At 74.6% G+C, this 25,834-nt stretch carries 24 protein-coding genes and 1 pseudogene; 9 read left to right on the forward strand and 16 right to left on the reverse strand.

The window, feature by feature from the left end; all coding sequences use genetic code 11:
- Positions 1 to 12 precede the first annotated feature (12 nt).
- A complete protein-coding gene (locus tag JAO84_RS33710) occupies positions 13 to 1,140 on the reverse strand; it encodes a beta-propeller fold lactonase family protein (RefSeq protein ID WP_370416248.1) in 1,128 nt (375 codons plus the stop codon).
- A gap of 247 nt (positions 1,141 to 1,387) precedes the next feature.
- On the opposite strand from JAO84_RS33710, the gene JAO84_RS33715 reads away from it, so the two are divergent.
- On the forward strand, positions 1,388 to 1,969 hold the full coding sequence (locus JAO84_RS33715; protein ID WP_370416249.1) for a Type-2Aa cytolytic delta-endotoxin: 582 nt from the start codon (positions 1,388 to 1,390) through the stop codon (positions 1,967 to 1,969).
- 126 nt (positions 1,970 to 2,095) lie between these two features.
- Entirely contained in the window at positions 2,096 to 3,268 is a 1,173-nt protein-coding gene (locus JAO84_RS33720; RefSeq protein WP_370416250.1) for an alpha-hydroxy-acid oxidizing protein, read from the forward strand.
- Positions 3,269 to 3,276: 8 nt separating this feature from the next.
- On the opposite strand, the gene JAO84_RS33725 is transcribed toward JAO84_RS33720, so the two are convergent.
- On the reverse strand, positions 3,277 to 4,167 hold the full coding sequence (locus JAO84_RS33725) for an NAD(P)-dependent oxidoreductase (protein WP_370416251.1): 891 nt from the start codon (positions 4,165 to 4,167) through the stop codon (positions 3,277 to 3,279).
- Between the two features lie 70 nt (positions 4,168 to 4,237).
- On the opposite strand from JAO84_RS33725, the gene JAO84_RS33730 reads away from it, so the two are divergent.
- On the forward strand, positions 4,238 to 4,591 hold the full coding sequence (locus tag JAO84_RS33730; RefSeq protein WP_370416252.1) for a winged helix-turn-helix transcriptional regulator: 354 nt from the start codon (positions 4,238 to 4,240) through the stop codon (positions 4,589 to 4,591).
- Positions 4,592 to 4,735: 144 nt separating this feature from the next.
- On the opposite strand, the gene JAO84_RS33735 is transcribed toward JAO84_RS33730, so the two are convergent.
- The 3 genes from JAO84_RS33735 to JAO84_RS33745 form a co-directional block, all read right to left on the reverse strand.
- Complete coding sequence (locus JAO84_RS33735) at positions 4,736 to 5,218, reverse strand: DUF6114 domain-containing protein (RefSeq protein ID WP_370416253.1); 483 nt, start codon at positions 5,216 to 5,218, stop codon at positions 4,736 to 4,738.
- Between the two features lie 2 nt (positions 5,219 to 5,220).
- Positions 5,221 to 5,877: a DUF6230 family protein gene (locus JAO84_RS33740; RefSeq protein ID WP_370416254.1), complete on the reverse strand. Its 657-nt coding sequence runs from the start codon at positions 5,875 to 5,877 to the stop codon at positions 5,221 to 5,223.
- Positions 5,878 to 6,057: 180 nt separating this feature from the next.
- Positions 6,058 to 6,801: a TetR/AcrR family transcriptional regulator gene (locus JAO84_RS33745; protein WP_370416255.1), complete on the reverse strand. Its 744-nt coding sequence runs from the start codon at positions 6,799 to 6,801 to the stop codon at positions 6,058 to 6,060.
- Positions 6,802 to 7,224: 423 nt separating this feature from the next.
- Here JAO84_RS33745 and JAO84_RS33750 point away from each other — a divergent pair, with 423 nt between their 5' ends.
- Positions 7,225 to 7,890, forward strand: coding sequence for a Tat pathway signal sequence domain protein (locus tag JAO84_RS33750; protein WP_265863579.1), 666 nt, complete (start codon positions 7,225 to 7,227; stop codon positions 7,888 to 7,890).
- A gap of 77 nt (positions 7,891 to 7,967) precedes the next feature.
- Here JAO84_RS33750 and JAO84_RS33755 read toward each other — a convergent pair whose 3' ends face one another.
- From JAO84_RS33755 to JAO84_RS33780, 6 genes are all read right to left on the reverse strand, one after another.
- Complete coding sequence (locus JAO84_RS33755; RefSeq protein ID WP_265863578.1) at positions 7,968 to 8,306, reverse strand: P-II family nitrogen regulator; 339 nt, start codon at positions 8,304 to 8,306, stop codon at positions 7,968 to 7,970.
- The gene (locus JAO84_RS33760; RefSeq protein WP_370416256.1) at positions 8,303 to 9,661 is read right to left on the reverse strand and encodes an ammonium transporter; all 1,359 of its coding nucleotides are present in this window, start codon (positions 9,659 to 9,661) and stop codon (positions 8,303 to 8,305) included. The genes JAO84_RS33755 and JAO84_RS33760 overlap by 4 nt, the downstream gene beginning before the upstream one ends.
- A gap of 145 nt (positions 9,662 to 9,806) precedes the next feature.
- Positions 9,807 to 10,694, reverse strand: coding sequence for a M24 family metallopeptidase (locus JAO84_RS33765; RefSeq protein ID WP_370416257.1), 888 nt, complete (start codon positions 10,692 to 10,694; stop codon positions 9,807 to 9,809).
- An 81-nt stretch (positions 10,695 to 10,775) separates the two neighbouring features.
- Entirely contained in the window at positions 10,776 to 12,362 is a 1,587-nt protein-coding gene (locus JAO84_RS33770; RefSeq protein ID WP_370416258.1) for a long-chain fatty acid--CoA ligase, read from the reverse strand.
- 80 nt (positions 12,363 to 12,442) lie between these two features.
- A complete protein-coding gene (locus JAO84_RS33775) occupies positions 12,443 to 13,816 on the reverse strand; it encodes an MFS transporter (protein WP_370416259.1) in 1,374 nt (457 codons plus the stop codon).
- A gap of 79 nt (positions 13,817 to 13,895) precedes the next feature.
- Positions 13,896 to 15,278 (reverse strand): DUF1254 domain-containing protein, encoded by a 1,383-nt coding sequence (locus JAO84_RS33780; RefSeq protein ID WP_370416260.1) that lies wholly within the window; start codon positions 15,276 to 15,278, stop codon positions 13,896 to 13,898.
- A 208-nt stretch (positions 15,279 to 15,486) separates the two neighbouring features.
- Here JAO84_RS33780 and JAO84_RS33785 point away from each other — a divergent pair.
- Positions 15,487 to 16,404, forward strand: a pseudogene (locus JAO84_RS33785) (AraC family transcriptional regulator ligand-binding domain-containing protein); the annotation flags it as partial.
- Here JAO84_RS33785 and JAO84_RS33790 read toward each other — a convergent pair.
- Entirely contained in the window at positions 16,341 to 17,831 is a 1,491-nt protein-coding gene (locus JAO84_RS33790) for a glycosyltransferase 87 family protein (protein WP_370416261.1), read from the reverse strand. The pseudogene JAO84_RS33785 and the gene JAO84_RS33790 sit on opposite strands and share 64 nt — an antisense overlap.
- A gap of 113 nt (positions 17,832 to 17,944) precedes the next feature.
- Here JAO84_RS33790 and JAO84_RS33795 point away from each other — a divergent pair, with 113 nt between their 5' ends.
- Positions 17,945 to 19,165, forward strand: coding sequence for a molybdopterin-dependent oxidoreductase (locus tag JAO84_RS33795; RefSeq protein ID WP_370416262.1), 1,221 nt, complete (start codon positions 17,945 to 17,947; stop codon positions 19,163 to 19,165).
- Positions 19,162 to 19,596, forward strand: coding sequence for a hypothetical protein (locus JAO84_RS33800; protein WP_370416263.1), 435 nt, complete (start codon positions 19,162 to 19,164; stop codon positions 19,594 to 19,596). Before JAO84_RS33795 ends, JAO84_RS33800 begins: the two co-directional genes overlap by 4 nt.
- On the opposite strand, the gene JAO84_RS33805 is transcribed toward JAO84_RS33800, so the two are convergent.
- The 3 genes from JAO84_RS33805 to JAO84_RS33815 are packed head-to-tail and all read right to left on the reverse strand — an operon-like array spanning position 19,557 to position 21,567.
- The gene (locus tag JAO84_RS33805; RefSeq protein WP_370416264.1) at positions 19,557 to 20,249 is read right to left on the reverse strand and encodes a class I SAM-dependent methyltransferase; all 693 of its coding nucleotides are present in this window, start codon (positions 20,247 to 20,249) and stop codon (positions 19,557 to 19,559) included. The genes JAO84_RS33800 and JAO84_RS33805 overlap by 40 nt on opposite strands.
- Positions 20,246 to 20,878, reverse strand: coding sequence for a DUF2064 domain-containing protein (locus JAO84_RS33810; protein ID WP_370416265.1), 633 nt, complete (start codon positions 20,876 to 20,878; stop codon positions 20,246 to 20,248). The genes JAO84_RS33805 and JAO84_RS33810 overlap by 4 nt, the downstream gene beginning before the upstream one ends.
- A complete protein-coding gene (locus tag JAO84_RS33815) occupies positions 20,875 to 21,567 on the reverse strand; it encodes a glycosyltransferase family 2 protein (RefSeq protein WP_370416943.1) in 693 nt (230 codons plus the stop codon). Before JAO84_RS33815 ends, JAO84_RS33810 begins: the two co-directional genes overlap by 4 nt.
- A 412-nt stretch (positions 21,568 to 21,979) precedes the next feature.
- Here JAO84_RS33815 and JAO84_RS33820 point away from each other — a divergent pair, with 412 nt between their 5' ends.
- Together JAO84_RS33820 and JAO84_RS33825 are read left to right on the forward strand one after the other, a co-directional pair.
- The gene (locus JAO84_RS33820) at positions 21,980 to 22,672 is read left to right on the forward strand and encodes a response regulator (RefSeq protein WP_370416266.1); all 693 of its coding nucleotides are present in this window, start codon (positions 21,980 to 21,982) and stop codon (positions 22,670 to 22,672) included.
- Positions 22,669 to 23,781, forward strand: a complete 1,113-nt coding sequence (locus JAO84_RS33825) for a sensor histidine kinase (RefSeq protein ID WP_370416267.1) — start codon at positions 22,669 to 22,671, stop codon at positions 23,779 to 23,781. The genes JAO84_RS33820 and JAO84_RS33825 overlap by 4 nt, the downstream gene beginning before the upstream one ends.
- 995 nt (positions 23,782 to 24,776) lie before the next feature.
- Here JAO84_RS33825 and JAO84_RS33830 read toward each other — a convergent pair.
- Positions 24,777 to 25,826: an NAD-dependent epimerase/dehydratase family protein gene (locus JAO84_RS33830; RefSeq protein ID WP_370416268.1), complete on the reverse strand. Its 1,050-nt coding sequence runs from the start codon at positions 25,824 to 25,826 to the stop codon at positions 24,777 to 24,779.
- Between the last annotated feature and the right edge of the window lie 8 nt (positions 25,827 to 25,834).

Raw genomic sequence — 25,834 nt, forward strand, 5'->3', positions numbered from 1 at the left:
TCCCGCGGGACGTCACAGGACGGCGATGCCCAGCGGGCGCGAGCCGGCCGGCAGGCGGTGGGTCGCGCCGGTCCGCAGGTCGACGACCGTGAGGCCGTCCCAGGAGCCGTCGCGGGTGAAGCCGCCCGTGACGTACGCGGTGCGGCCGTCCTTCGACACCGCAACGTCCTCGTGCGGGCCGTCCAGCGGGAAGACCCGCTCGGTGCCGTCGGGGGCGCGGACGGTGAGGGAGGGGCCGCGGTCGGTGGCCGGGTCGATGGGGCCGGTGCCGACGGTGAGCAGGGTGCCGTCGGGGGTGATCGTGGTGCCGTGCTGGTGGGTGTTGGCGGTCATCTTCTGGATCTCGGAGCGGCCGGTGCGCGGGTCGACCACCACCAGGCGTTCGCCCTCGAACGGCAGCAGCAGCCGCCCGTCCGACGGGCGTACGGCCGCGTAGTGCGGCTTCAGCCAGGAACCGAGGCCGCCCTCCGTGCCGTACGGCGCCACCTCGATCCGCCGGGTGGTCAGGTCGTCGGCCCGCACCACGGTCACGTCGAAGGAGTCGTGGTTCGTCGCGTACACCTCGGAGCCGTCGCGCGACACGTCCACGTCGAACGGGCGCCGGCCGACCGGGACACGGTCGACGACCTTCAGGGACGCGGTGTCGACGACCTCCAGGGTGCCGTTGCCGCCGGGCACGTTGACGCCGACGTACACCCGGCGCCCGTCGGGGGAGAGCGCGATGCCCATGCCGCCGCCCCGGTACTCGCCGGTGGTCGCCGGGCCGCTCGCGGTGCGGTACGGGATGAGCGCGAGGCGCGTGCGGGACTCGGTGTCCACGACGGCGACGCCCTCGGCGGTGGCGACCCAGGCCCGCCCGTCCGCGCCGACGGCCAGGCCGTACGGGGCGGTGCCGACCTCGACCGCGGCGAAGGCGCCCCGGGCCGGGTCGACGAAGCTCACGGTGTCCGCACCGAAGTCGGCGACGAGCAGGGTGCCGGGCGGGGTGCCGCCCGTGGCGGGGGCCGGGACCGGGGCCGTCGTGGTGGGAGCCGTGATGGCGGGGGCGGCGGACCGGGCGGGCTCGCCGCCGCCCCGCGCGCAGCCGGCGAGCAGCGCGACGGAGGCGGCGAGCACGGCGAGGGCGCGGGATCGGTTCATCGGCGGGCTCCCAGGGGCACGGGCGGACGGACAGGCGGCGGACGGGCGGACGGGGTGACGGGCGGCAGGTCCGCCCCCGCCACCCATGCTCCGTCCGCTCCCGCCCCACCCGGGTCAACCGATCGGCCGACCCGGCCGTCAGCCGTCGGGCGCCCGGCCGTCCACCTGTCGGCCCCGCGCCCGCCCGTACACCACCCCTGCGGCATACTGACGCCGCCTTGATCAACAGATTGTTTAAGGAGAAGTCTTGGCCGCCAGCTTCAAGACCGTCATCGAGGTGGGCGCCGCCCACCGCGCCCAGGCCGAGGGCCTGGCCCGCGCCTTCCAGGACGCGATCGCCCCCGCCACCGTCAAATTCGACTTCGAGCACATCCACACCGCCGCCGCGGCGCTCCCCGACAGCACCGTCGTCCGGATGGTCCGCGGCTGGGGCCTCCAGGAGGAGGCGCCCGTCCTGGTGATGGTGCTCTCCCTCAAGGAGGCCGTCCGCCAGGCGCTGCCGCCCGAGGCGGCCGAGGCCGGGTTCTGGGACACCATCGAACGCGAGCTGGTGTCCGCCTTCACCGGCCTCGCCGGGCAGGAGGGCCGGCCCGGCCTCTCCTACTACGAGGAGGGCCCCGACCGCACCCGCTACTACCGCGACCTCTTCTTCGCCCTCCAGGACGCGGAGACCGGCGCTTACCTCTACGCCATCGCCTTCTGCGCCGACGTCACCGTCGGCCTCGACAAGGCCCGGGTCGGCGCGCTCGCCATGACCGACACCGTGCCCTTCGCGCTCCGCCTCAACGCGATCGTCGTCCGCCAGGACCTCGCCCTCGCCGCCGCCTGACGGCACGGAGTCGCCGTACGCCACAGGTCCCGGCCCGCCGTCCCGGGCCATGGCCAACCGCCGTACCGGACGGTAGCGTCCGTGCCCCAGGGAGACCCGGTCGGCAGGCGAAGGGCGAAGGGCACGATGAACCAGCGGTTCGGCGACTACCAGAACGAGATCTACCTGAACGGACTCTTCGGCACCCTGCCGAAGCTCCCCATGGACTTCGCCGAACTCGAACGGCGCGCCCAGGCCGCGCTCCCGCCCTCGATCCGGTCCTACGTCGCCGGCGGCGCGGGCGACGAACGCACCCAGCGCGCCAACACCGAGGCCTTCCACCAGTGGGGCCTGGTGCCCCGGATGATGGTCGGCGCCGCGCAACGCGACCTCTCCGTCGACCTGTTCGGGATGCGGCTGCCCACCCCACTGCTCATGGCCCCGGTCGGCGTCATCGGCCTGTGCGCCCAGGACGGCCACGGCGACCTCGCCACCGCGCGCGCCGCCGCCCGTACCGGCGTCCCCATGATCGCCTCCACCCTGAGCGTCGACCCCCTGGAGGAGGTCGCCGACTCCCTCGGCGACACCCCGGGCCTCTTCCAGCTCTACACCCCGACCGACCGCGCCCTCGCCGAGAGCCTGGTGCGGCGTGCCGAGGAGGCCGGCTACCGCGGCATCGTCGTCACCCTCGACACCTGGGTCACCGGCTGGCGCCCGCGCGACCTCGCCACCGGCAACTTCCCCCAGCTGCGCGGCCACTGCCTCGCCAACTACACCTCCGACCCGGTCTTCCGGGCCCGGCTCGCCAAGGCGCCCGAGGAGGACCCGCAGGCCGCCGTCCTGGAGTGGACCGGCATCTTCGGCAACCCGCTGACCTGGGACGACCTGCCCTGGCTGCGGTCCCTCACCAGGCTTCCGCTCCTCCTCAAGGGCATCTGCCACCCCGAGGACGTGCGCCGCGCCCGGGACGGCGGCGTCGACGGCGTCTACTGCTCCAACCACGGCGGCCGCCAGGCCAACGGCGGACTGCCCGCCCTCGACGCGCTGCCCGACGTGGTCGCCGCCGCCGACGGACTGCCCGTGCTCTTCGACTCGGGCGTCCGCAGCGGCGCCGACGTCGTCAAGGCCCTCGCCCTCGGCGCCACCGCCGTCGCCGTCGGCCGCCCGTACGCCTACGGGCTCGCCCTCGACGGCACCGACGGCATCGTCCACGTGCTGCGCTCGCTGCTCGCCGAGACCGATCTGATCATGGCGGTGGACGGCTACCCGGCCCTCGCCGACCTGCGCGCGGAGGGCGCCCTGCGGCGGCTCCGGTCATAGCGGATCCCTCAGCGGCGGCCGAGGACCTCGGCGATCCGGGAGAAGCCGTCCGCGCCGTGCCCGAGGGCGACTGTACGGCGGGCCAGGCCCTCGGCCGCCCGCATCACGCCCGTGTCGATGCCGTGCGCCTCGGCGGCATGCACGATGTGCGCCATCGTGGAGACCGCCGAGGTCAGCGGATTGCCCTCGCCGGAGAAACCGCCGTCCTGCACATCCCCGGCCAGCTCCTCGAACAGCGACGGCAGGATCGCGCCGATGCCCTGGGCGTACGGGGCGAGTTCGCGCGGCGTGATGCCCTCCGCGCGCGCCACCGCGAGGGCGTGCACATAGCCGGCCATCGCCGTCCAGAAGACGTCGAGCAGCGCGATGTCGTACGCGGCGGCCCGGCCGACGTCCTCGCCGAGGTGGCTGTGGGTGCCGCCGAGGGCGTCGAGCACCGGACGGTGCGCGCGGTGCAGCTCCTCCGGGCCGCTGTGCAGGAACACCGCGTGCGGGGTGCCGATGGTGGGCGTCGGGGTCATGATGGCGCCGTCGAGATAGCCGATGCCGTGCTCGCCGGCCCAGCGCCCGGTGTCCCGGGCCCGCTCGGGGACGTCGGCGCTCAGATTGACCAGGGTGCGCCCCTTGAGCGCCGCGGTGACCGCGTCCTGGCGCAGTACCGCGTCCGTGGCGTCGTAGTTGACCAGGCAGATCACGGTCAGCGGGCTCGCGGCGACCGCCTCGGCGGCGCTCGCCGCCCCGACGGCGCCGCGCTCGACAAGCTCGCGGTCGCGGCCCGGCGTACGGTTCCACACCGTCGTCCGCACCCCGGCGGCGACGAACGCGCCGGCGAGGGCGCGGCCCATCGGGCCGAGCCCGAGAACAGTGACGGCGGAGGCGGACAGCGGGGAAGAAGACATGGCGGAACTCCCTTGTAACGAGGAAAGACTGGGTTCAGGGCATGACAGAGGAAGACGAAGGACGGGACGGATGACGCGCAAGCGGGCCAGGGACACCGACGTGTGCGGAGTGACCGCGGCCGTCGCGGTGATCGACGGCAAGTGGAAGACCCTGCTGCTGTGGCTCCTGGAGGCCGGCCCGCACCGGCCCGGCGAACTGCGCCGGAAGATCCCGGACATCAGCGAGAAGGTGCTGACCCAGGCGCTGCGCGAGATGGAGTCCGACGAGCTGGTGCACCGTGAGGTGCATGACGTGGTGCCGCCGAAGACCGTCTACTCGCTGACCGAGGAGGGTCGCGCGCTCTCGGTGGCGCTCGCCCCGGTTGCCGCGTGGGGCCACCGCCGGATCGACCGGCTGGTCGCGGAGCACGTCGTACCGTCCTGATATTTCTGCGGCTTCTGGTGGTGCGGTGGTTCCTTCGTTCGTCCCTTCGTTCTTCCTTCGGTCCGTTCCCTCGGTCGTGCTCAGCCTCTCCCGGGGGCGGAGGGGCGACAAGTACCCACTTATTTGTGGGTACCTGCCGCCGTACTACTCCGCCTGCACCGCCTCCGTACGGGTACGGCTCCGGCGCAGCCACCGGCGGCGCCGGGGCCGGTCCGGGAGCCAGCCGAAGGCCAGCGAGCTGCCGACGAGGCCGAGCAGCATGCCGACGAAGAAGCCGCCCAGGTTGGACGTGACCCAGCTGGCCAGCGAGGCGAGCACGCCGATCACCGAATAGAAAAGCCGCTGGCGGGGGTTGAACACGATGAGCAGTCCGCAGACCGTCATCACGATCGGCAGCACATAGCCCGCCAGGCTGTCGGCGCCGGCGGCGAGGACCACCGAGATGCTGGCCCGCTGGGTCAGCAGGATCTCCGCGCCGCCGAGCGCCAGGGCGAGGCCGGCCCCGAAGGGCCGCCGGTGCCGCCAGCGCCGGAAGGCCCGCCAGGGATGCCGGCGGCGGCTGCCGGCCGGCTCGCCGCTCGGGGTCCCGGGGGCCTCGGCGACGGCCTCGTCCGTGCCCGGTGCCATGGTCAGCAGCCCTCCGAGCTGAAGTTCATGTGCAGGTCGGGCAGGGTGAAGCGGACCGCCGTGGTGGCGTAGTTGGTCTGCCGCAGATCATTCAGCCGGACCGTGTCCGCCTGCTGCCCGAAAGAGCCGAGCGGGCCCTTGACCGGCGGCTTCTCGAAGGTGCTGGCGTCGCCGCCGATCTCGATGTTGTCGAAGTCGGCGAGCTTGCCGGTGATGTCGGTCGAGTCGGTGGTCAGCCCGGAGGCCTTGACCGGGGTGCCCTTGTTGCCGGCGGTGATGTGCAGATAGGTGCCGCCGAGCTCCACGCTCTGGCACAGGTTGGTCAGCTTCGCCTCGCGGATCGCGGTCACGATGACCAGGACCTGGCCGCCGGTGTCGCCCGCGTTGGGGCTGCCCTCGGCCATGTTGTCGAGCGCGCCGAACTGCCCGAATCCGGTGCCCTCCAGGGAGTCCGCGGAGACCACGAACGGCATGCCGGAGATGGCGAACTGGGCGGCGAGCGCGCCCTGGGCGGTGAGCACCACCAGGGTCGACGCGGCGAGGAATGCGGGGACGCCCATCAGGGCGGCGCGGCGGTAGCGCACCCCGCCCCGTCTGTCGGATGCGGCGGCGCGTGCGGGCTTCGCGCCGGGGTCGATGGTGCCTTCGGACAGGGCCATGCGTTGCTCCTGACATGGATGAGGAAACGGAGCGCGGCGACGTCCTGGCGCGGACGGTTCCCCATCCACCTGGGTCTTCCCGGGATCGTGCGGAGGCGGCGGTGCCGCAGGGAACCGAAACGGACCGTACGCGCCGTTATAAGGCGCGTCAACTACCCAGTAACAAATGCCTGTTGACGATCACTCAGGAATCGAGGGCGCGGTCCCGCCGGGCCATCCGAAGGGCGCCACGACCACATGCACGAGCACGTCCAGGAGCGCCCCGAGTCCCTCGCCCGGTGCCGGTTCGGCCCCCTCCGTGATCCGGTCTTCCCCGAACCGCCCCTCGTCCACCGCCCGCAGCAGTGCCGCGTGCACCGCGCCCACCACCGTGTCCACCAGCTCGCCCCGCGGCACCCCCGGCGGACCCGCCGGCGCGTCCGCGAAGAACAGTCGAAAACTGGCCAAGAGTTCGGCGCGCGCCCGGCGCCCGGCCGGGCCCACCGACTCGATCTCCGCGACCATCGTGGCGAAGGCCGGATTGCGCGCGAGCAGACCGAGGAGCACCCCGAGCCCGCCCCGTACCGCCCCCGGCCAGTCGACCGCGCCGCCGGTCTCCTCGTACGCCCGCTGCATGGCCCGCAGCACCGTCTCGGTGCCGCCCCGGAAGGCCGCGAGCACCGCGTCCTCCTTGCCGGAGAACAGCTCGTAGAAGACCGGACGGGTCACTCCGGCGGCCCGGCAGATGTCGCTGATCCGCGCGCCCGTGTAGCCGTTGGCGGCGACCGTGCGCGCCACCCCGTCGAGCAGCCGCTCCCGCTGCCGCGAGGCCACCTCCTCGGGCGTCATCCGGCGCGGCCCGGGCCGCAGCGAGCGCTCGGGCTCGCGGCCCGTGCGGGCCCCCGGCAGGACCAGTTCCTCCTCGGCGCCCCGAACGCTCGTCATCGGCCACATCCTTCGGCGGTTGTTGACGTCACATACCCGGCAGGATTACAACCCTCATGGGTTTTCCTCTCGGTGCTCCGGGCGAACACCGGTGGAACCGCACCCCCGTGGGACGGGATGCGGCGCCGCCGCGCACCGCACACCGAGTATTACGCTCCACCCCGTATCGCGACACCGCTGCCGGAGATCCGTGGCGCCGGATCGTTCCGGCGGTGGCCGTCGCCGCACGGCGCCGCCGCGTCACCATGTCACCCGCATCAACGCCCCGCCACGGCCGGGCGGACGGGCCTGACGTGATCCCCCGCGCGGCGCGCCCCTTCGTACCTCCCCCCGTGCCCACGTCCCCCGTGCGCACGGGCCCGCGCAGCCACGCGATCCGCCGAGTTCTCTCTCACCCTCCGCCATCGTGCGAAAGGAACCCCCATGGACAAGCGTGCTCTCTCCGCTGCCTTAGGTGCCGCCGTCGCCGCCGTGCTCGCGGTGACCGCCTCCGCCTCCGCGACCGCCGCGGCCGGCGAGGTCCTCACCACCGGAAGCTCCGGCGGCCCCGCCGTGGCCGTCGGCGACGTCCTGTCGGCCTCCCTCGCCACCGGTACCCAGGCGCGGATCGCCACCACCTCGGGCGGCAGCACCGGCATCACCTGCAACACCTCGGCCTTCACCGCCACGGCCACCGCCAACCCCGCCGCGCCCGGCACCGCCACCGAGTCCGTCACCGCGCACACCCTGAGCAACTGCACCACCAACATCATCGGCGCCACCGGTGTGCAGAGCATCACCGTCAACAACCTGCCGTTCAACGCGGCGGTCAGCTCCGGCGGCAGCCTCACCGTCACGGCCGGCGCCGCCGGTCCGATCCAGACCACCCTCAAGGTCAGCACCATCCTCGGCACGTCCACCTGCGTCTACCGGGCCGGCAGCCTCACCGCCACCCCGAACAACGCCGACAACTCGCTCACCTTCTCCAACCAGCTCTTCACCAAGTACAGCGGCCCGGGCACCTGTCCGGGCAGCGGCTACTTCAGCGCGAAGTACGGCCCGGTCCTCGACACCAGCCAGGCCGGCAGCCCCGCGGTGTTCGTGAACTGACGCCACGGCGAAGGGCGGCCCCGGAGCCCGCGGGCTCCGGGGCCGCCCCCTGGACACGGCACCGGCACGGCACCCGGTCAGAGCGCGTCCGGGCCCCGCTGACCCGTGCGCACCCGGACCACCGTCTCCACCGGCACCGCCCACACCTTGCCGTCGCCGATCTTGCCCGTGTGGGCGGCGCGGACGATGGCGTCGATGACGGGCTCCGCGTCGGCGTCCTCGACGACGACCTCGATCCGGGCCTTCGGCACCAGGTCCACCCGGTACTCGGCGCCCCGGTACACCTCGGTGTGGCCGCGCTGGCGCCCGTAACCGCTGGCCTCGGTGACCGTGAGCCCGTGGACGCCGAGCGCCTGGAGCGCGGTCTTCACCTCGTCGAGGCGGAACGGCTTGACGATCGCGGTGATCAGCTTCATGCGGAGGGCTTCCTGTCCTTGACGGGGGAGCTGGCGGGCGGGGCGACGGGCGACGTGACGGACGAGACGACGGAGGACGCCGTGTGCAGCGGCGCGCCGCCGTGCCCGAGCACGCCGTGATCGTAGGCGGTCTCCGCGTGCACCGTCTGGTCGAGTCCCGTCAGCTCCTCCTCGGCGGAGGCCCGCAGCCCCATCACCCGGTCGAGCGCCTTGCCGATCCCGTACGTGACGAGGAAGGTGTACGCCGCCACGGCCACCACCGCGAGGGCCTGCCGGCCGAGCTGGCCGAGCCCGCCGCCGTAGAACAGCCCCGCCGCGCCACCGGTCATCACCGGGGTCGCGAACAGGCCGATGAGCAGCGTGCCGACGACCCCGCCGGCGAAGTGCACGCCCACCACGTCGAGGGAGTCGTCGTAGCCGAGGCGGAACTTCCAGGCGACCGCGTACGAGCAGACGACGCCCGCTGCCAGACCGACCGCGGCCGCGCCCGGCATCCCCACGACCCCGCAGGCCGGAGTGATCGCCACGAGCCCGGCCACCGCGCCGGACGCCGCGCCGAAGGTGGTCGGATGCCCGTCGCGCCGCTGCTCGACGAAGAGCCAGCCGAGCAGGCCGGTGCACCCGGCGACGAGCGTGTTGAGGAGGGAGGCGGCGGCCAGACCGTTGGCGCCGAGCGCCGAACCGCCGTTGAAGCCGAGCCAGCCGAACCACAGCAGACCCGCGCCGAGCAGCACCATCGGCAGGTTGTGCGGCCGCATCGCGTCCTTCTTGAAGCCGATGCGCGGGCCGAGCACCAGACACAGCGCGAGACCGGACGCGCCCGACGCGATCTCGACGACGAGCCCGCCCGCGAAGTCGAGCGCGCCCAGCGAGTGCGAGATCCAGCCGCCGGGACCCCACACCCAGTGCGCCACCGGAACGTATACGAGCAGCGTCCACACCGGTACGAAGACCAGCCAGCCCGCGAACCTGGTGCGGTCCGCGACCGCGCCGCTGATCAGCGCCGCCGTGATGATCGCGAAGGTGAGCTGGAAGGTGCTGAAGAGGAACGTGGGCACCGTGCCGGTGAGCGTGCCCGGACCGATGCCCGCCAGACCGAGGTGGCCCAGACCCCCGACCAGGCCGGCGAAGGCGTCGTCGCCGAACGCGAGCGAGTAGCCCGCGACCAGCCAGACCACCGTGACCAGGGCGATGGACACGAAGCTCATCATCAGCATGTTGAGGACGCTCTTCGTGCGGACCATGCCCCCGTAGAACAGGGCCAGGCCCGGGGTCATCAGCAGTACGAGCGCGGTGGCGGCGAGCAGCCAGGCGGTGTCGCCGGTGTCGAGCCGGGGTGCGGCGGCGAGGGGCATCAACGGTCTCCTCCTACGGGGTCGGGGGAGAGCCTCACGGCCGCGCGTTTCGCGTTGCCTACGCCGGAGTTTCCGCCGTGTTTCATTGCACGGGGGTTACCGGACCCTCACCGGGGGCGGCGGCGGACCGGCGCAGGCGAGACGATCAGGCGTTGTGCCGGGCCCAGTAGCGCGTGTGCGGCAGGTCGTCGTCCAGCCAGTAGGCGTCGTCCTCGGTGACCACCAACAACTCCTCCCACTTCACCCCGATCTCGCCCTTGCCGATGTGCGGCTCGACGGCCCACAGACCGGGCTCGCACGGCCGGTCGGAGCCCTCGTTCCACAGCGGCGTCCGGTTCAGGCGCGGACGGATCGCGGAGGAGAGGAGATGGCCGCTGAGATAGGCGAGGGCCTGCGGGCTGAAGCCGTTGATCCGGAAGGTGGGCAGGCGGGTGCCCGGGACCTTGCCGACCCGGTGGGCGATGACCGAGCCGGGGTAGTAGCTGTGGATGTTCTCGAAGCCCTGGTCGGCGATCAGTTCGTCGACCTCCCTATAGATCCGGGCCTGCGTGGCGCCGCTCCTGACCAGGTCCAGGATCAGGGCGCGGTGCGGCTCGAGCGCCATGCGCGCCTCGTGGAACTCCTCGCTGTCCTCGCCGCCGAGCGTGCACGAGTACCCCATGTCGCAGGCGATGTCGCCGACCACCGGACCGACGTCGAGGATGACGGCCTCGCCGTGCCGCAGGGGACGGTCGGTCGGCTGGAACTGCTTGCCGAAGTGGGCCATCTTCGGGTTGAGCAGGCTGCCGAGCGCGCCGCCCTTGGGCTTGGCGAAGTCCCGGAACCGGGTGCGCTCCCCGAACCACGCGAAGCCGTAGTGGAAGAAGCGCTTCACCCCGTGGTCCCGGAGCCAGTCCTCGACGGCCCGCGCGGCCTGCTTCTCGGTGATCCCCTCGTACAGCTGCGCCTCGACGGCCGCCACCGCCTCGTAGGCGAGTCGTTGGGCCGCCTTGAAGTCGGCGAGTTCCTGCGGGGTGAAGTGTTCCTTGGCCATGGGAGGGGAGCCTCTCGGAGGAGTGACGGGTGGGTGGGGTCTGCGGGAAGCGGGGGCTACGAGGGAGGACGACGCGGGGGGTTACGAGGCGGGGGCGTCCCGGAGCGCGCGCTTGAGGATCTTGCCGGTGGCGTTGGTGGGCAGGGCGTCGCGGAACTCCACCAGGCGCGGGTACTTGTAGCTCGCCATGGTCTCCTTGCACCAGGCGACGAGTTCGTCCTCGGTGAGCGCCGCACCGGGAGCCCGTACGACGCAGGCCTTGATCTCCTCGCCGTGCCGCTCGTGCGGGACGCCGATGACCGCGGCCGTGCTCACCGCGGGGTGGGTGTGCAGGACCTCCTCGATCTCCCGCGGGTAGACGTTGAACCCGCCGCGGATGATCAGGTCCTTGGCGCGGTCGACGATGTAGTACCAGCCGTCGGCGTCCCGGCGGGCCAGGTCGCCGGTGCGGAACCAGCCGTCGCGGATCACCTCGGCGGTCGCGTCGGGCCGGCCGTGGTACCCCTTCATGACGTTGTGGCCGCGGACGGCGATCTCGCCGACGGCGTCGGGGCCCCCGACGGGGGACCAGTCCTCGGCGATCAGGGCCACCTCGACTCCCCAGATCGGCCGCCCGATGGAGCCGGGGCGGACGGCCTCGCCACGGGGCGAGAAGGTGGCGACCGGGCTGGTCTCCGACAGGCCGTACCCCTCCCGGACGGTCACGCCGAACCGCTCGCCGAAGCGCCGGTGGATCTCCACCGGCAGGGCGGCGCCGCCGGAGACGGCCGTGCGCAGGTGCGCGGCGATCCGCTCCGCGTCGGCGCTTGCGGTGTCGGTGTCGGTGTCGGCGCTGGAGTCCTCGCCGAGCAGGGCCCAGTACATGGTGGGCACGCCGGCGAAGAACGTGACGGAGTGGCGCCGCATGAGGGCCAGGGCGTCGGCGGCCTGGAAGCGGGGCAGCAGGACCAGGGTGGCGCGGGCGGACAGTCCGGCGTTCATCTGCACGGTCTGGCCGAAGGAGTGGAAGAGCGGCAGCGTGACGAGATGGACGTCGTGCTCGGCCTCGCCGAAGAGCTTGTGGCAGGCCAGGGCGTTGAACGCCATGTTGGCGTGGCTGAGCTCGGCGCCCTTGGGGCGGCCGGTGGTGCCGGAGGTGTAGAGGATGACGGCGGTGTCGTCGGCCTCGGTGGGTACGGTGTCGACGTCGCCGCGCTGGTCGGCGAGCGCCGCGCCGAGCGACTCGGCGCCGGGGACGGGCGATTCGGAGCTCGCGGCGTCGGCCATTATCAGGAAGAAGTGCTCGCAGCCCGGGGTCTGCTCGAAGCCGGAGAATCCTTCCTGTCCGAGGGGCAGTTCGGCGGAGCCCTCGAAGCAGAAGTAGGCCTTGGCCCCGGAGTCGGCCAGATGGTAGGCGATCTCGCGGCCCTTGAGCAGCACGTTGAGCGGGACGACCACGGCACCGGCCTTGAGGATGCCGTAGTAGACGATCGGGAACCACGGCAGGTTGGGGCAGGACAGGGCGACCTTGTCGCCCGGCCGGATGCCGCGGGCCCGCAGCAGGCCGGCCACCCGGCGTGCCTCGGTGTCCAGTTCGGCGTAACTGAGCCGCTGCTCGCCCAGGACGACGGCGGCACGGTCGGGGACGGCGCGAGCGCTGTCCTCCAGCATCACGGCGAGGTTGTACATGGGAACTCCGTACGGGTGCGAGGGTGCGGGTGGGCGGAGACGGCGGGGCCGGGGGATCGAGGGGGTCCTGGGACCGGGGGTCAGAGGGCGGCGGCCTGCGGGGTGGCGCCGTCGGCGTCCGTGCGCAGTTCGCGCTCGTAGCTGCGCGAGGCGGTCCACAGCGCGGCGGCGGCACCGGCGCAGAACAGCGGCATCAGGGCGAGCGCGGCGGCGATGCCCAGGGTGTCGGAGAGCCAACCGGTGAGCAGCGGGCCCACCGCCAGGCCGAAGAGGTTCTGGATCAGCGTGACCATGCCGAGCGCGGTGGCGCGGAGCTCCGGGTCGACCACGTCCATCACGACCGCGGGGACCGGGCCCACCGCGGCCGTCACCGTGAAGGCACCGGCCACGATCAGGACCAGCTGCACGGGGCCGGCCGGTGCCCACGCGAAGGCGGAGGTCAGCAGGACGAGCGCGAGCAGCGCGAGCCCCGCCGGCAGGGTCAGCTTGCGCCGGGCCCGGGCCGCTCCGGCCCGGTCGGCCGCGTAGCCCAGGACGACGGTGCCGACCGCGCTGGCGACGACCGCGGCCGCCGACACCGCGCCGGCCTCGGCGCTGGTGTGGTCGTGGGTACGGGTGAGGTAGCTCGGCAGCCACGCGTAGAGCGTGGAGAGCACCACCAGCTGCATGGCGCCCCCCAGGTACGAGGCGACGGCGGTACGGCTGCGGAAGAGCTCGGCCAGGGCGCCCCGGGTACGGATCGGCGCCGCGTCGGCGGGGGCGGCCGCGGCGGCCGGGCCCGCCACCGGCGTACGCCCCTCCCGTACCTCACGCCCCTCCCGTACCTTCAGGAACAGCAGGGCCAGGAGCAGACCGGGCGCGGCGAACACCGCGAGCGTCGTGCGCCAGCCGAGCGAGGGCACCATCAGCCCGCCCAGGAAGACGCCCAGGACGACACCGAGCGGTCCGGCCGCCTGCAGCGCGCCCACCACCGTCGCCCGCAGCCGCTGCGGGAAGAGACCGGCCATCAGGGCGCCGCCGGCCGGCCCGTACCCGGCCTCGCCGAGCCCGATGGCCGCCCGCGCCGCCAGGAGCTGGGCGTAGTTGCCCACCATGGCACAGGCCATGGCCGCCAGGCTCCAGACCGTGCCCATCACGGCGATGGACTTCGCCCGGCTCCAGCGGTCGGCCACCAGCGCGAAGGGCAGCGCACCGAGCGCCACGGTCACGGAGACGACCGAGACCAGGGCCCCGAGCCGGGTGTCCGACAGTCCCCACTCCTCCTTGAGGAGAGGGAAGGTGGCGACGATGATCTGCCGGTCGACGAAGTCCGTGAGCATCAGCGCGAAGGCGAGCGCGAACACGGTCCAGGCATAGCGCCTGGACACCGGCAGCTTCTCCGAGCCCGGCGAACCCGGTGCGTCCGGCGAGCCGGGCGCCGGGAGCACCGCCGGGTGGGGCGAGGGGCTGTCCATGGAAGACCTCCGGGGCAGGAGCAGGGGGCAGGGGGCTGTGCGGCGTCGGGTGGTGGGTGGCGGGCGTCGGGTGGCCGGGTCAGCCGACGCGGCGGACGGCCGGTGCGTGCCAGGTGCCGCCCAGGACCGCGGGCCGGGGCCAGAACAGGCGCATCATGAGGTTGAAGGAACCCTCCGGCGCGGGCAGCCAGTTGGACTCCAGGCCCTCGGCCGGCGCCGTGTGCTGGATCAGCAGCGTGAGCGAGCCGTCGGCGTTGAACCTCAGCGCGTCGCGGTCGCCGATGGCGTACCGGTCGATCGGGTTGTCGACGAAGAACTGGCGGTCGTTGTACATCGTCAGCGACCAGAACGCGTTGACCGGCGGCAGGCCGTCGGCGGCGAAGTGCAGCTGGTAGCGGTGGCGGCCGTGCAGCGGCTCGCCGTCGCCGTCGACCCGGCAGACCGGATAGACCGCGTCCTGCGGGAGGTTGGCGCCCAGGCCGATCAGCGTGACCGCGGCCCGCTGCAGGTAGTCCGTCCCGTAGGCGCCGATCTCGACCGGGGTCATCCAGCCGTCGCGGACCCGCGCCCGCGGGCTGCGGCCGGCCGCCTCCACCCGGGCGATGCCCTCGGCGGCACCCTCGGCGATCGCCTGCCGGTCCTCGGGGCTCAGGGAGTCCCAGTCGAAGGGCCGGCCGGGGACGACACCGAGCCGTGCCAGCCGCTCGACCATGGGGGCGTCGTCGGGCTTCGCCGGGTTGGCCGCCATCAGGTGGGCGGTCATCGCGAAGAACGTGGCGGGATCCAGCGCGGCCACCTGGTCGACCGGAGCGGTCACCAGGTCGACCGGGCCGGGGCCCGCCGCCACGGCCGAGGTAGCGGGAGAGGCCGTGGCCCTGGCGGAGTCGGCGCAGGTGGTGGGGCAGGTGCCGGTGAGCGGAGTCAGCCGGTAGCCGGCCTGGACGGCGTGCACCGCCGGGTGGTCCGCCACACCGTTGACCTGGGTCCGGCCGATGATCGCGACCATCGAGGTGGGGGCGTCGATCCGCTCCACCCCGGGCGGCAGCTCGCCCGCCCAGCCCGGACCGACCAGGGCGAACTCACCGGCGGTGCTTCCCGTCGTACGGGAGCCGGGGCAGGCGAAGACGTTGGTCCAGGCGTCGTACAGCGGGAGCAGGAAGTACCGCCCGCGGGTGTCCGGCACGGAGAGCCGCACCGGCCCCGCCGACAGGTCCAGCCAGGCCAGCGAGTACAGCGTGTCCGCGTTCGGGCTGACCACGCCCTCGAACGACGCGTCCGGGGTGACCGGCAGGTGCGCGAAGGTGTTCGGCGCGGCACTGCCGGGGACGACGGCACCCGGAGCGGTCATCTGGCGCCTGGTCAGCTCCATGGTGACCAGCGGATAGGCGAAGACGTACGCCTCGGCGGCCAGCGCCGTCAGCGCGGCGGACTCCCCGGTGGCCTGGGTCTCGGTCGTGGTCACGGGATCTCCTCGGGTGGATGGGTGGCGTGGGCAGTGGCCCGGCCGGCGCGCCCCGGATCGAGGGGCGGCTCGGACGCCGGAGCGCCTGGATCCGGACGCTACCCGGCCGAAAGACGACGTGCTTTGCGCCAGACGACGAATCGTTTAGCATTTCGCGACACCCGTCGGCGCTCTGGAGACCACTCGGGAGACCACCGTGGAATTGCGGATGCGCACCACCGGCCTGGCCAACTACGTCGACCTCACCCGCTCCCTGGGGGCGGACCCGTCGGCGCTGATGCGCGGCGTGGGCCTGGACCCGGCCGCGCTGGCCGCCGCCGACCGCTGGCTCCCCGTGGCCGCGGTCGCCCGGCTCCTGGAGGACACCGCCGCCGCCACCGGATGCCCCGACTTCGGCCTGCGGCTCGCCGAGCTCGCCCGCTTCTCGAACCTCGGCCCCATCGGCTTCGTCGCCCGCGAGGAGCCCTCCGTGCGCAGTGCCCTGGAGCTGCTGATCCAGCACCTCCACCTCTACAACGAGGCCCTGCGCGCCGAGATCACCCTCAGCAACGGCCTGGCCGGGCTCTGGCTGGACCTGGCCCTGGACTCACCGCCCGACAGCCGCCCCCAGGCGACGGACATGCTGGTCGGGGTCTGCCACGCGCTCATCGGCCGACTGCTCGGCGCCGATTGGACACCGGTCGGCGTCCCGATCGGCCACACCGCCCCTGACGACCCCGGCCCCCATCACCGGGTCCTGGGCCCCGCCGTCACCTTCGGGCAGCCGCGCTCCGGCATCATCCTGTACCCCTCGGACCTCGACGCGCCCAACACCCTCGCCGACCCCCGGCTGCGGCCCTACGCCCGCCAGTTCCTGGAGAACATCGCGCCCTCGCCCGCCAGCGCCTTCACCGACCGCGTGCAGGAGGTCGTCGAGGCGCTCCTGCCCACCGGCCGCTGCTCCCTGGAACAGGTCGCCCGCACCTTCGACATCGACCCGAGAACCCTCCAGCGACGCCTCGCGGAGAGCGGGGAGGGCTACTCCTCGATCGTCGACTCGGTCCGTACGGCACTGGGACGCCGCTACGTGGGAGGCTCCGACCGCCCGCTCACCGAGATCGCCGGCCTGCTCGGCTTCTCCTCCCTCGCCACCTTCTCCCGCTGGTTCCGCACCCGCTTCGACACCAGCCCCAGCATCTGGCGCACCCAGGCGGTCAGGGGCTGAGCCGTCACCGCGGCCGCCGCCGCCCCGTACGCGAGGGTGCCGCCCACCGGGCCGGTGACCGGGCCCGCGAGATACGCCACCGCGCCGGCGAAGGCGACGCCGAGCCACTCCCAGCGCCCGTCCAGGGCGACCAGGGCGACGAGCAGCAGTGCGTACCAGGAATAGCCCGGCGTCAGCAGCAGGAACGCGGTGCCGATGGTCAGCAGGGCTCCGTGCCAGGGGCGTTCGGGGTCGCCGCGCCACCACACCGCCACCGACACCACCGCCGTCCCGAGCATCGCCGCGGGCAGCGCCCACGCGTCGGGCAGCACCAGCCGCAGCAGGGCGTACCGCCCGCCCGCGCCCGCGTCGTCGTAGCCCTCCTCCCGCGCGTAGCCGCCCAGATAGCCGAGGACGGAACCGTCGGAGAGCAGCACGTACGGCAGGTAGGCCAGCGCCACGGCCGCCGCTGCGGACAGCGTGACGGCCGCGATCGTACGGGGCCGCCGGACGCCGGACAGCGCGCCCGGCAGCAGCACGGCGGGCAGCAGCTTGGCCGCGACCGCCAGACCCAGCAGCACCCCGCCCGTGAGATGACGGCGGCGGGCCACGAGCGCGAGCGCGCCGACCGAGAGCAGCACGGCGAGGACGTCGACGTGGGCGTTGTCGACGGCCTCCACGGGGACCGCGGGGCACCACGCCCACAGCGCGGCCCCGCGCGGATCGCCCCGCCGGCGCAACACGCCGATCAGGAGACCGCTCACGGCCAGCGAGAGCAGCGCCGCGCCCGCCTGCAGCCCCTTGTGGCGCACGCCCTCCGGGGACAGCTCGTGGACGAGCAGGAACCAGCCCTCCGCCACGGGCGGATAGATCGTGTGCACGGCCGGCCGGTTGATCCGCGTGCATCCGCCGGCGTCGAGCGGTGCCAGGTCGGAGTCGCCCCGCCCGCAGGCCGCGGCCCCGGGGAAGAGCCAGTCGTCGCGCAGCCCGTCGAGCGCCGGGTCCGCGGGCGCGTGGTCGTACGGGGAGATGCCGGCGGCCTGCACGCGCCCGTCCCACGCGTAACGGTACGAGTCGGTGCTCGTCCGCGGGGCCGCCGCGAGCCCCGTCGCCGTCACCGCGACCGCCCCCGCGAGCAGCAGCGGTACGACCTGCCGGCGCGGGACCCGGCGCAGGGCGCCCACCGCCGCCGCGAACACCGCCCACGCGCCCGCGTACCCGGCCAGGAAGGCGGGCCCGTGGGCGTCCCCGCGGAGCAGCAGGACCAGCGAGACGGCCAGGAGCCAGAGCAGAAACAGAGTGACGAGGACGGGGGCGGCGACGGGGGCCGCGAGGGGGCCGGGGAGCGGGAGACGGCGGGCGCGGGTCATGGGCGCAGACTGGCAGTGCGGGCGGCGGACGAGGAGGAGACCCGGCGAGGCGTTCGGGTTTCGTAAGGTGTCGGGCGCTCCGCGCGGCCGCTCGCGGCGGTGTCATGGACGGCATGACCTTCCGCAAGCCCAGGCTGCCGCGCTCGCCCGGCCTGCCGCACCTGCCGCGCCTGCCTCACCTGCCGCGCCCCGCGTTCCGGCTCCCGGCCGTCCGGCCGCCCGCCTTCACCGGGCGGCTGCACGACGCCAGGACCGCGACGGCCGTCGGCCGGTGGCTCGGCGCGGCCTTCGCCGTCTGCTTCGCGACCGGCCTGGTCAGCCACTACCTCCAGCAGCCGCCCGACTGGCTCGCCGACCGGCTGCCCGCCCGGCCGGTGTGGGGCTACGCGCTCACCCAGGGCCTGCACGTCGGCACCGGACTCGCGGCGATCGTGCTGCTCCTCGTCAAGCTGTGGGCGGTGTACCCCCGGCTGTTCGCATGGCCGCCGGTGCGGTCCGTGCGGCACGCCCTGGAGCGCCTGTCCGTCGCCGTCCTGGTGGCCGCCGCCGTCTTCGAGGTGCTCACCGGACTGCTCAACATCGTCGAGTGGTATCCGTGGCCCTTCGGCTTCGTCCCCGTCCACTTCGCCGTCGCCTGGGTGGTCACCGGCGCGCTCCTGCTGCACATCGCGGTCAAGGCCCCCGAGATCAGGGACCATTGGGGCCGCCGCTCGGCCGGGACGCGCGCCCTGCCGGCCGAGGACGCGGTCGACCGACGCTCGCTGCTGCTCGCCACGGGCGCGGCCGTCGGCGTGATCACGCTGACGACGGTCGGCCAGTCCTTCACCCCGCTGAAGGCGCTCGACCTGCTCGCGCCCCGGCACCCCGACCACGGCCCGCAGGGGCTGCCCGTCAACCGGACCGCCACCGCGGCCGGTGTCACGGCGCGCGGACTGGCCGGGTGGCGCCTCGAAGTCGCCGGGCCCCGCCCGTACGTCCTCACGCTCGACGCCCTGCGGGCGATGGCGCGGGACAGGGCCCGGCTGCCGATCGCATGTGTCGAGGGCTGGAGCGTCGACGCGGACTGGGGCGGGGTACGGGTACGGGACCTGGTCGAGCGGGCCGGCGGGCGGCCGGGCCGGGACGGGGTTCGGGTGACCTCGCTCGAAGTGAGCGGCGCCTACCGGGTGATGGAGATGGGCGCGGAGTACGCGGACGACCCGCTCACCCTGCTCGCCCTGACCCTGAACGGGCAGCCCCTCTCGCTCGACCACGGCTTCCCGGCCCGGATCATCGCCCCCGGCCGGCCCGGGGTCCTGCAGACCAAGTGGGTGCACCGGCTGGAGGTGTTGTGAGTACGGGGAATGTGTTCCGGTACGCGGTCGGCGGGCTCGGTCTCGCCCTGATCGGGCTCGGCGCCTGGCTGGTGGTGGCCGAGCCGGATCCGCTCGGGGTGCTGGTGTGGCTGGCCGGCGCGCTCGTGCTGCACGACGGGATCCTGGCCCCGCTGGTGTTCGGCGTGGGGCTGCTGCTCGTGGGCCGGCGCCAACGGGGCCTGTGGCGCGGGGCGTTGCTGGTGGCGGGCTGCGTGATCCTGATCGCCCTGCCCCTGCTCGTACGGCCGGGAGCCCCGCCCAACCCGTCGGCGCTGCCCCTCCCGTACGGCCGGAATCTCGCGCTCGTGCTGGCGGGTGTCGCCGTGGCGGCGGGAGTGGTGCATCTCGTACGACGATGGCGGGCGCGTCCTCAGCGGGGTCCCGCCGTCGAGGACCGAGCGGAGGACTGAAGCGCGAGGGACAGGAAGGGGCGCCCGTCCACGGTCCACTGTTCGTGGACGGCCCAGCCCGCGTTCCGCGCGTGCGCGGCCAGGGCGCGGACGCCCACCCGGGCCCAGGGGAACGGCGTTCCCCGTCCGCCCCGGCCGTCGTCGACGCGTACGTCGCAGCACTCGTCGACGTCGACGGGCGCGCACTCGGCGATGACGTGCCCGGAGCGCGACACGACCTGGCGCAGTCTGCGCAGCAGCGCGGCCGGGTCGCCGCCGATGCCCATGTTGCCGTCGATCAGCAGCGCCGTGTCCCAGCGCCCCTCTGCGGGCAGCGGGTCGAAGACCGACCGGCACAGCGCCGCGGCGCCGAGCCGCGCGGTGCGGGCCACCGCCGCCGGGCTGATGTCGATGCCGAGGGCCCGCCGGCCCTCGGCGGCCAGTGCGGCGACGAGCCGTCCCGGCCCGCAGCCGATGTCGAGGACCGTGCCGCGGCAGCGGTCGAGCACGGAGCGGTCGGCGGCATCGGGCGCCTCGCACCAGCGCTCGACCTCCAGGGGCAGCAGCCAGCCGTCGTGGCGGCGGAGGAAGAGGGGCCCCCGGCCGGTGCGCAGGGCGTCGGTGTACGGATCGGCCCGCCACGCCGTGGTCGTCGCCGTGGTCGTGGTGGTCAACGGACGGCTCCCGCCGTCGCGGCGGTCGACTCGGCGTACCGGGCGGCGAAACGGGTGCCGGGCGCGGCGGCCGCCACCTGCCGGGCGTCCGACGCGGTGTCCACGTCCCGCAGCACCGGCAGCCGGCCGACGCGCAGCCCGGCCTTCCGCAGCCGGGCGTACTGCACGGCGCCGGTGTCCGGCCGGGACATGGGCACGCCGAGCAGCAGGGAAGGGTCGGGGCGGGCGAGGCCGAGGGCCCAGAAGCCGCCGTCGGCCGCCGGACCGAACCAGGCGTCGTACGCGTCCCAGCTCAGGGCCGGGGCGAGCCGTGCGGGGGTGACCTGTGGGGTGTCCATGCCGATGAGCAGGGCCGGCCCGGCGCAGGCGGCGAACGCGGCCGCCAGCCGTGCGTCGAGCCCGCCCGCGACCTGGGGGACGACCTGGAACCCCGGCGGCAGCCAGGGGCCGGGCTCCCCGTCGAGCACGAGGACATGCCGGTCCGCCGGTACGCGGGCGGCCGCGGTCAGCGTGTCGGCGAGGGCCGCCTCGGCGAGCGCCGCGGCCTGGTCGGGCGTGAACGGGGGAGTGAGCCGGGTCTTCACCCGGCCCGGCAGGGGCTGCTTCGCGATGACGAGAAGGGTGGTCACGGGCGCACTCCGGCCGTCGTGGTCCCGCGCGTCGGCGCCGGCTCGTCGAGCACCCTGCGCATGTCATGGACCGCCTGCCAGGTGCCCCGCCAGGTGCCGGTCACCTTCGACCGTCCGGCCCGGGGCAGATACGGCACGTCGACCTCCCGCACCCGCCAGCCCGCGTCGGCCGCCCGCACGACCATCTGGAGCGGGTAGCCGCTGCGCCGGTCGGTGAGCCCGAGCCCGAGGAGCGCCTCGCGGCGGGCGGCCCGCAGCGGGCCGAGGTCGTGCAGCCGGAGGCCGGTGCGGCGGCGCAGCAGCCAGGAAAGCGCCAGGTTGCCCGCCCGGGCGTGGACCGGCCAGGCGCCGCGCGCGGTGGGCCGGCGGCGGCCGAGCAGGAGATCGGCGGAGCCGTCGGCCACCGCGGCGACGAGGCCCGGCAGCAGGCCGGGGTCGAGGGAGGCGTCGCAGTCGCAGAAGCAGACGTACTCGGCGTCGGAGGCGAGCAGCCCGGCGTGGCAGGCGGCACCGAAACCGCGCCGGGGCTCGGTCACCACGGTGGCCCCGAGGCCGGCCGCGATGCCGGCGGAGCCGTCGCTGGAGCCGTTGTCGACGACGATCGCCCGCCAGCCGGCCGGGATGCGGGAGAGCACCCAGGGCAGCGCCTCGGCCTCGTCCAGACAGGGAAGGACGACATCTACGGTCATGAGTGTCACGGCTCCCACCGTAGGAAGCAGCCGGTGGATCGGGGGCGCGGAAGTCCTTACGAAACGCGGACGTCGGCCCTCGTACGCCCGGGTGGCGGTGACCCCGTGCGGGGCGGATGCGACGCTGGGCGGCATGAACGAGCACAGCACCCCCGGGTCCGCGGCCCGGCCCGGGCCCGGGCCCGGGCCCGCGACCTGGTCCGAGGCCCGGCCGGAGTCCCGGGCCGCGAGCCGGCCGGGGTCCTGGTCCGACTTCCGGCCTGACTCCCGGGCCGAGCCCGGGCCCGCGAGCCGGGCCGAGCCCCGGGCCGAGTTCGGGTCCGGGCCCCAGGCAGCGCCCCGGTCTGGGGCCCGGTCCGAGCCCGGGCCCGAGGTCCGGCCTGAGACCCGGCCCGCGGCCCGGATCCTGGTCGTGGACGACGATCCGACCGTGGCCGAGGTGGTGACCGGCTACCTCGACCGGTCCGGGTTCGCGGTGGAGCACGCGGCCGACGGCCCCGAGGCCCTGCTGCGTGCCGGTGAGCGGTGGCCGGACCTCGTGCTCCTCGACCTCATGCTGCCGGGCCTGGACGGCCTGGAGGTGTGCCGCAGGCTGCGGGAGACCGGGCCTGTTCCGGTGATCATGCTGACCGCGCGCGGCGACGAGGAGGACCGGATCACCGGCCTGGAGGTCGGCGCGGACGACTACGTCACCAAGCCGTTCAGCCCGCGCGAGCTGGTGCTGCGGGTCGAGTCCGTGCTGCGCCGCAGCCGCGCGGCCACCGGACCGGCGGCTCCCCGGCCGGTCCTGCGCGCCGCCGGCCTCACCGTCGACCCGGTCACCCGCCGGGCCACCCGGGAGGGGCATGAACTCGCTCTCACCCTCAGGGAGTTCGACCTCCTCGCGTATCTTCTGGAGCACCCCGGAGCCGCGCACACCAGGGAGGAACTGATGCGGCAGGTGTGGGGCTGGGACTTCGGCGACCTGTCCACGGTCACGGTCCACGTCCGGCGCCTGCGCGCCAAGATCGAGGACGACCCGGCCAGGCCCCGGCTGATCCGGACGGTGTGGGGCGTCGGCTACCGCTTCGAGCCGGAGGGCACGGACGGGGGCGTGGTGTCATGAAGGACCTCCTGCTGATCGCGGTGTTCGCCCTGGCCGGGGCCGTGTGCGCCGGGCTCGGCGGAGCGCTGGTGCTCCGCCTCGTACGGCGCCGCTCGGTCGCGGTCTCCCTGACCGTGGTCGCGGCCGTCACGGTGACCGCGATGCTCGCCGGGACGCTCGCGGTCGCCCAGGCGATGTTCCTGTCCGCGCACGACCTGTGGGTGGTGACCGTCGTCGTGGCCATGGCGGCGCTCGTCTCGCTCGGCACCGCCCTGGTCTTGGGCCGCTGGGTGGTGGCCCGCAGCCGGGCCCTCGCCCGCGCCGCGCGCGACTTCGGCGACGGCGGCAGCTTCGCTGCCCCGGACGGCGCCGCCACCGCCGAACTCGCCGCGCTCACCCGGGAACTGGCCGCCACCAGCGCGAAGCTGGACGCCTCCCGGCGCCGTGAGCGCTCGCTCGAGGCCTCCCGCCGGGAACTCGTCGCGTGGATCTCCCACGACCTGCGCACCCCGCTGGCGGGACTGCGGGCCATGGCCGAGGCCCTGGAGGACGGCATGGCCGCCGACCCCGCCCGCTACCACCGGCAGATCCGCACCGAGGTCGAGCGCCTCACGACCATGGTCACCGACCTCTTCGAGCTCTCCCGCATCCACGCCGGCGCGCTGGCCATCAGCCCGAGCCGCATGTCCGTGTACGACCTCGTGGGCGACGCCCTGAGCGGCGCCGACCCGCTCGCCCGCGAGCACGGGGTGCGTCTGGTGGGGGAGGAGGTCGAAGCGGTGCCCGTCGAGGTGGACGGCAAGGAGATGACCCGGGTCCTCGCGAACCTGCTCGTCAACGCCATCCGCCACACACCGGCCGACGGCACGGTCGCGGTGGCGGCCGAACGGCGTGCCGGCGCCGTCGTCCTGTCCGTCACCGACGGCTGCGGCGGCATCGCCGACGACGACCTGCCCCGCGTCTTCGACACCGGCTGGCGCGGCACCGAGGCCCGCACCCCACCGGGCGGCGCCGGCCTCGGCCTCGCCATCGTCCGCGGCATCGTCGAGGCCCACGCGGGCCGCACCGAGGTCCACAACGTCCCCGGCGGCTGCCGCTTCGAGGTCACCCTCCCGGCCGCGCCGCACTGACCGCCGCCGACCCCGCTGCCGCGGGCAGACGGTCGGCCCGCCCCGCACCCCGCCGCCGGCTGCCCCGCGCCTGCCGCCAGGGCCCGGCTGCCCCGAGCCCCGCCGCCGGCCATCCGGCTGCCCCGCGCCTGCCGCCAGGGCCCGGCTGCCCCGAGCCCTCTGCCGGGCCGGCCGGCCCGCGCCCCGCCGGCCTCCGGCTGCCCCGTCCTCCGCCGAGGCCCGGCCGGCCCGCGCCCGTCGCCGGGGCCGGGCAGCCCTGTACCCGACGCCGGGCCTGGCCGACCCCTGGCCCGGCCGGCCTCGCCCTCCTCCGCCTAGCGCTCGGCCTCGGCCAGGCCCGCCAGGGCCGGAGGGGCTCGTGCTGCTCCGGCGACCGGGCCGCTAGGGGGTGTCTCGTCGACCTGGTCGGGCTCGCGACTCCCCAAGGGCTTCGCCTGGGTGGGGTACCCCCGGCGAAGCCAGGGGCGGCCCCGCCGCCGCTTCCCCCAGGGCCTGTCCGGCGGATCATGGCCGGGTCCGCGACTCCCCCAGAGCTTCGCCTGGGTGGTGCCCCCAGCACGGCACTCCCCCTGGGCCCTGCGGGCCCGGTGGGGGTACCTCCGGCGAAGCCAGGGGGCGGACCCCCAGGCTGCTTCCCCCATGCCCTGGCGGGCCTGGGGAGACCCCAAGCCGAAACGCCCCGATAGCTCCGCTTTCCACACGCTCCGGCGCCTTGCCATGCTTCCCCTCGGCCCTGGCGGGCCTGGGGAGACCCTATGCACCAGACGCCGAGGCCTGTCCGACCCTGATCCGCCGGACAGGCCCTAGACCCCGGCGGGCCCGGGGAGACCCCGCGCCGAAGCCGCCCCGACAGCTCCGCTGTCGCGACGCTCCGACGCCTTGCGGCGCACCGGACCGGGGCGCGCCCCTGGGCCCTGCGGGCCCGACGGTGCCCCCACCCAGGCGGGGCTCCGGGGGAGCCGCTCCCCGATCCGGCCTGATCGACAAGGCACCCGCTAGCGCAGCTCCGCGCGCGCGAACTCCCGCATTCCCGCCTCGAATTCGACCTGCGGCTTCCAGCCGAGCTCCCGGCGGAGCCGGGACGAGTCCGCCGTCACGTGGCGGACGTCGCCCAGCCGGTACTCGCCCGTGGTGATCGGCGGCGGCCCGCCGTACGCGTGGGCGAGCGCGCGGGCCATGTCCCCGACCGTGCGGGGATCGCCGCTGCCGGTGTTGTACGCGGTGAACGAGCCGGCGGCCAGGCCGTGCGCGGCCTCCAGGGCCAGGGCCGCCGCCTCGGCGACGTCGCGGACGTGGACGAAGTCGCGGCGCTGGCCGCCGTCCTCGAAGACGCGGGGGGCCTCGCCGCGGGCGAGCGCGGAGCGGAACAGGGAGGCCACTCCGGCGTAGGGGGTGTCCCGGGGCATGCCGGGGCCGTAGACGTTGTGGTAGCGCAGCGACACCGTCCGGCCGCCGGTCGCGCGGGACCAGGCGGCGCCGAGGTGTTCCTGTGCGAGCTTCGTCGCCGCGTAGACGTTGCGCGGGTCCGCCGGCGCGTCCTCGGTCACGAGGCCCGGCGTGAGCGCGGCCCCGCACAGGGGGCAGCCGGGCTCGAAGCGGCCCGCGGCCAGATCCGCCTCGTGGCGCGGGGCCGGCCGGACCACACCGTGCCGGGCGCACTCGTAGCGGCCCTCGCCGTAGACCACCATCGAGCCGGCGAGGACCAGCTCCCGCACCCCGGCCCCGGCCATCGCGGCGAGCAGCACCGCCGTGCCGAGATCGTTGCACCCGACGTACTCCGGCGCGTCCGCGAAGTCCTTGCCCAGGCCCACCATCGCCGCCTGGTGGCACACCGCGTCCACGCCCCGCAGGGCCTCCGCGACGGCCGTGCCGTCCCGGACGTCCGCGACGACCAGCTCCTCACCGGGGCGCGCCGCGCGCGGCGGACCGGAGTGCGCGGACGGCAGCAGGACGTCGTAGGAGACGACGTCATGGCCGCGCGCGAGGAGCGCGTCGACGATCTGGGTTCCGATGAATCCGGCTCCGCCGGTGACCAATACCCGCATACCGCCCC

This window comes from Streptomyces fradiae, from assembly GCF_041270065.1.
GTDB lineage: Bacteria > Actinomycetota > Actinomycetes > Streptomycetales > Streptomycetaceae > Streptomyces.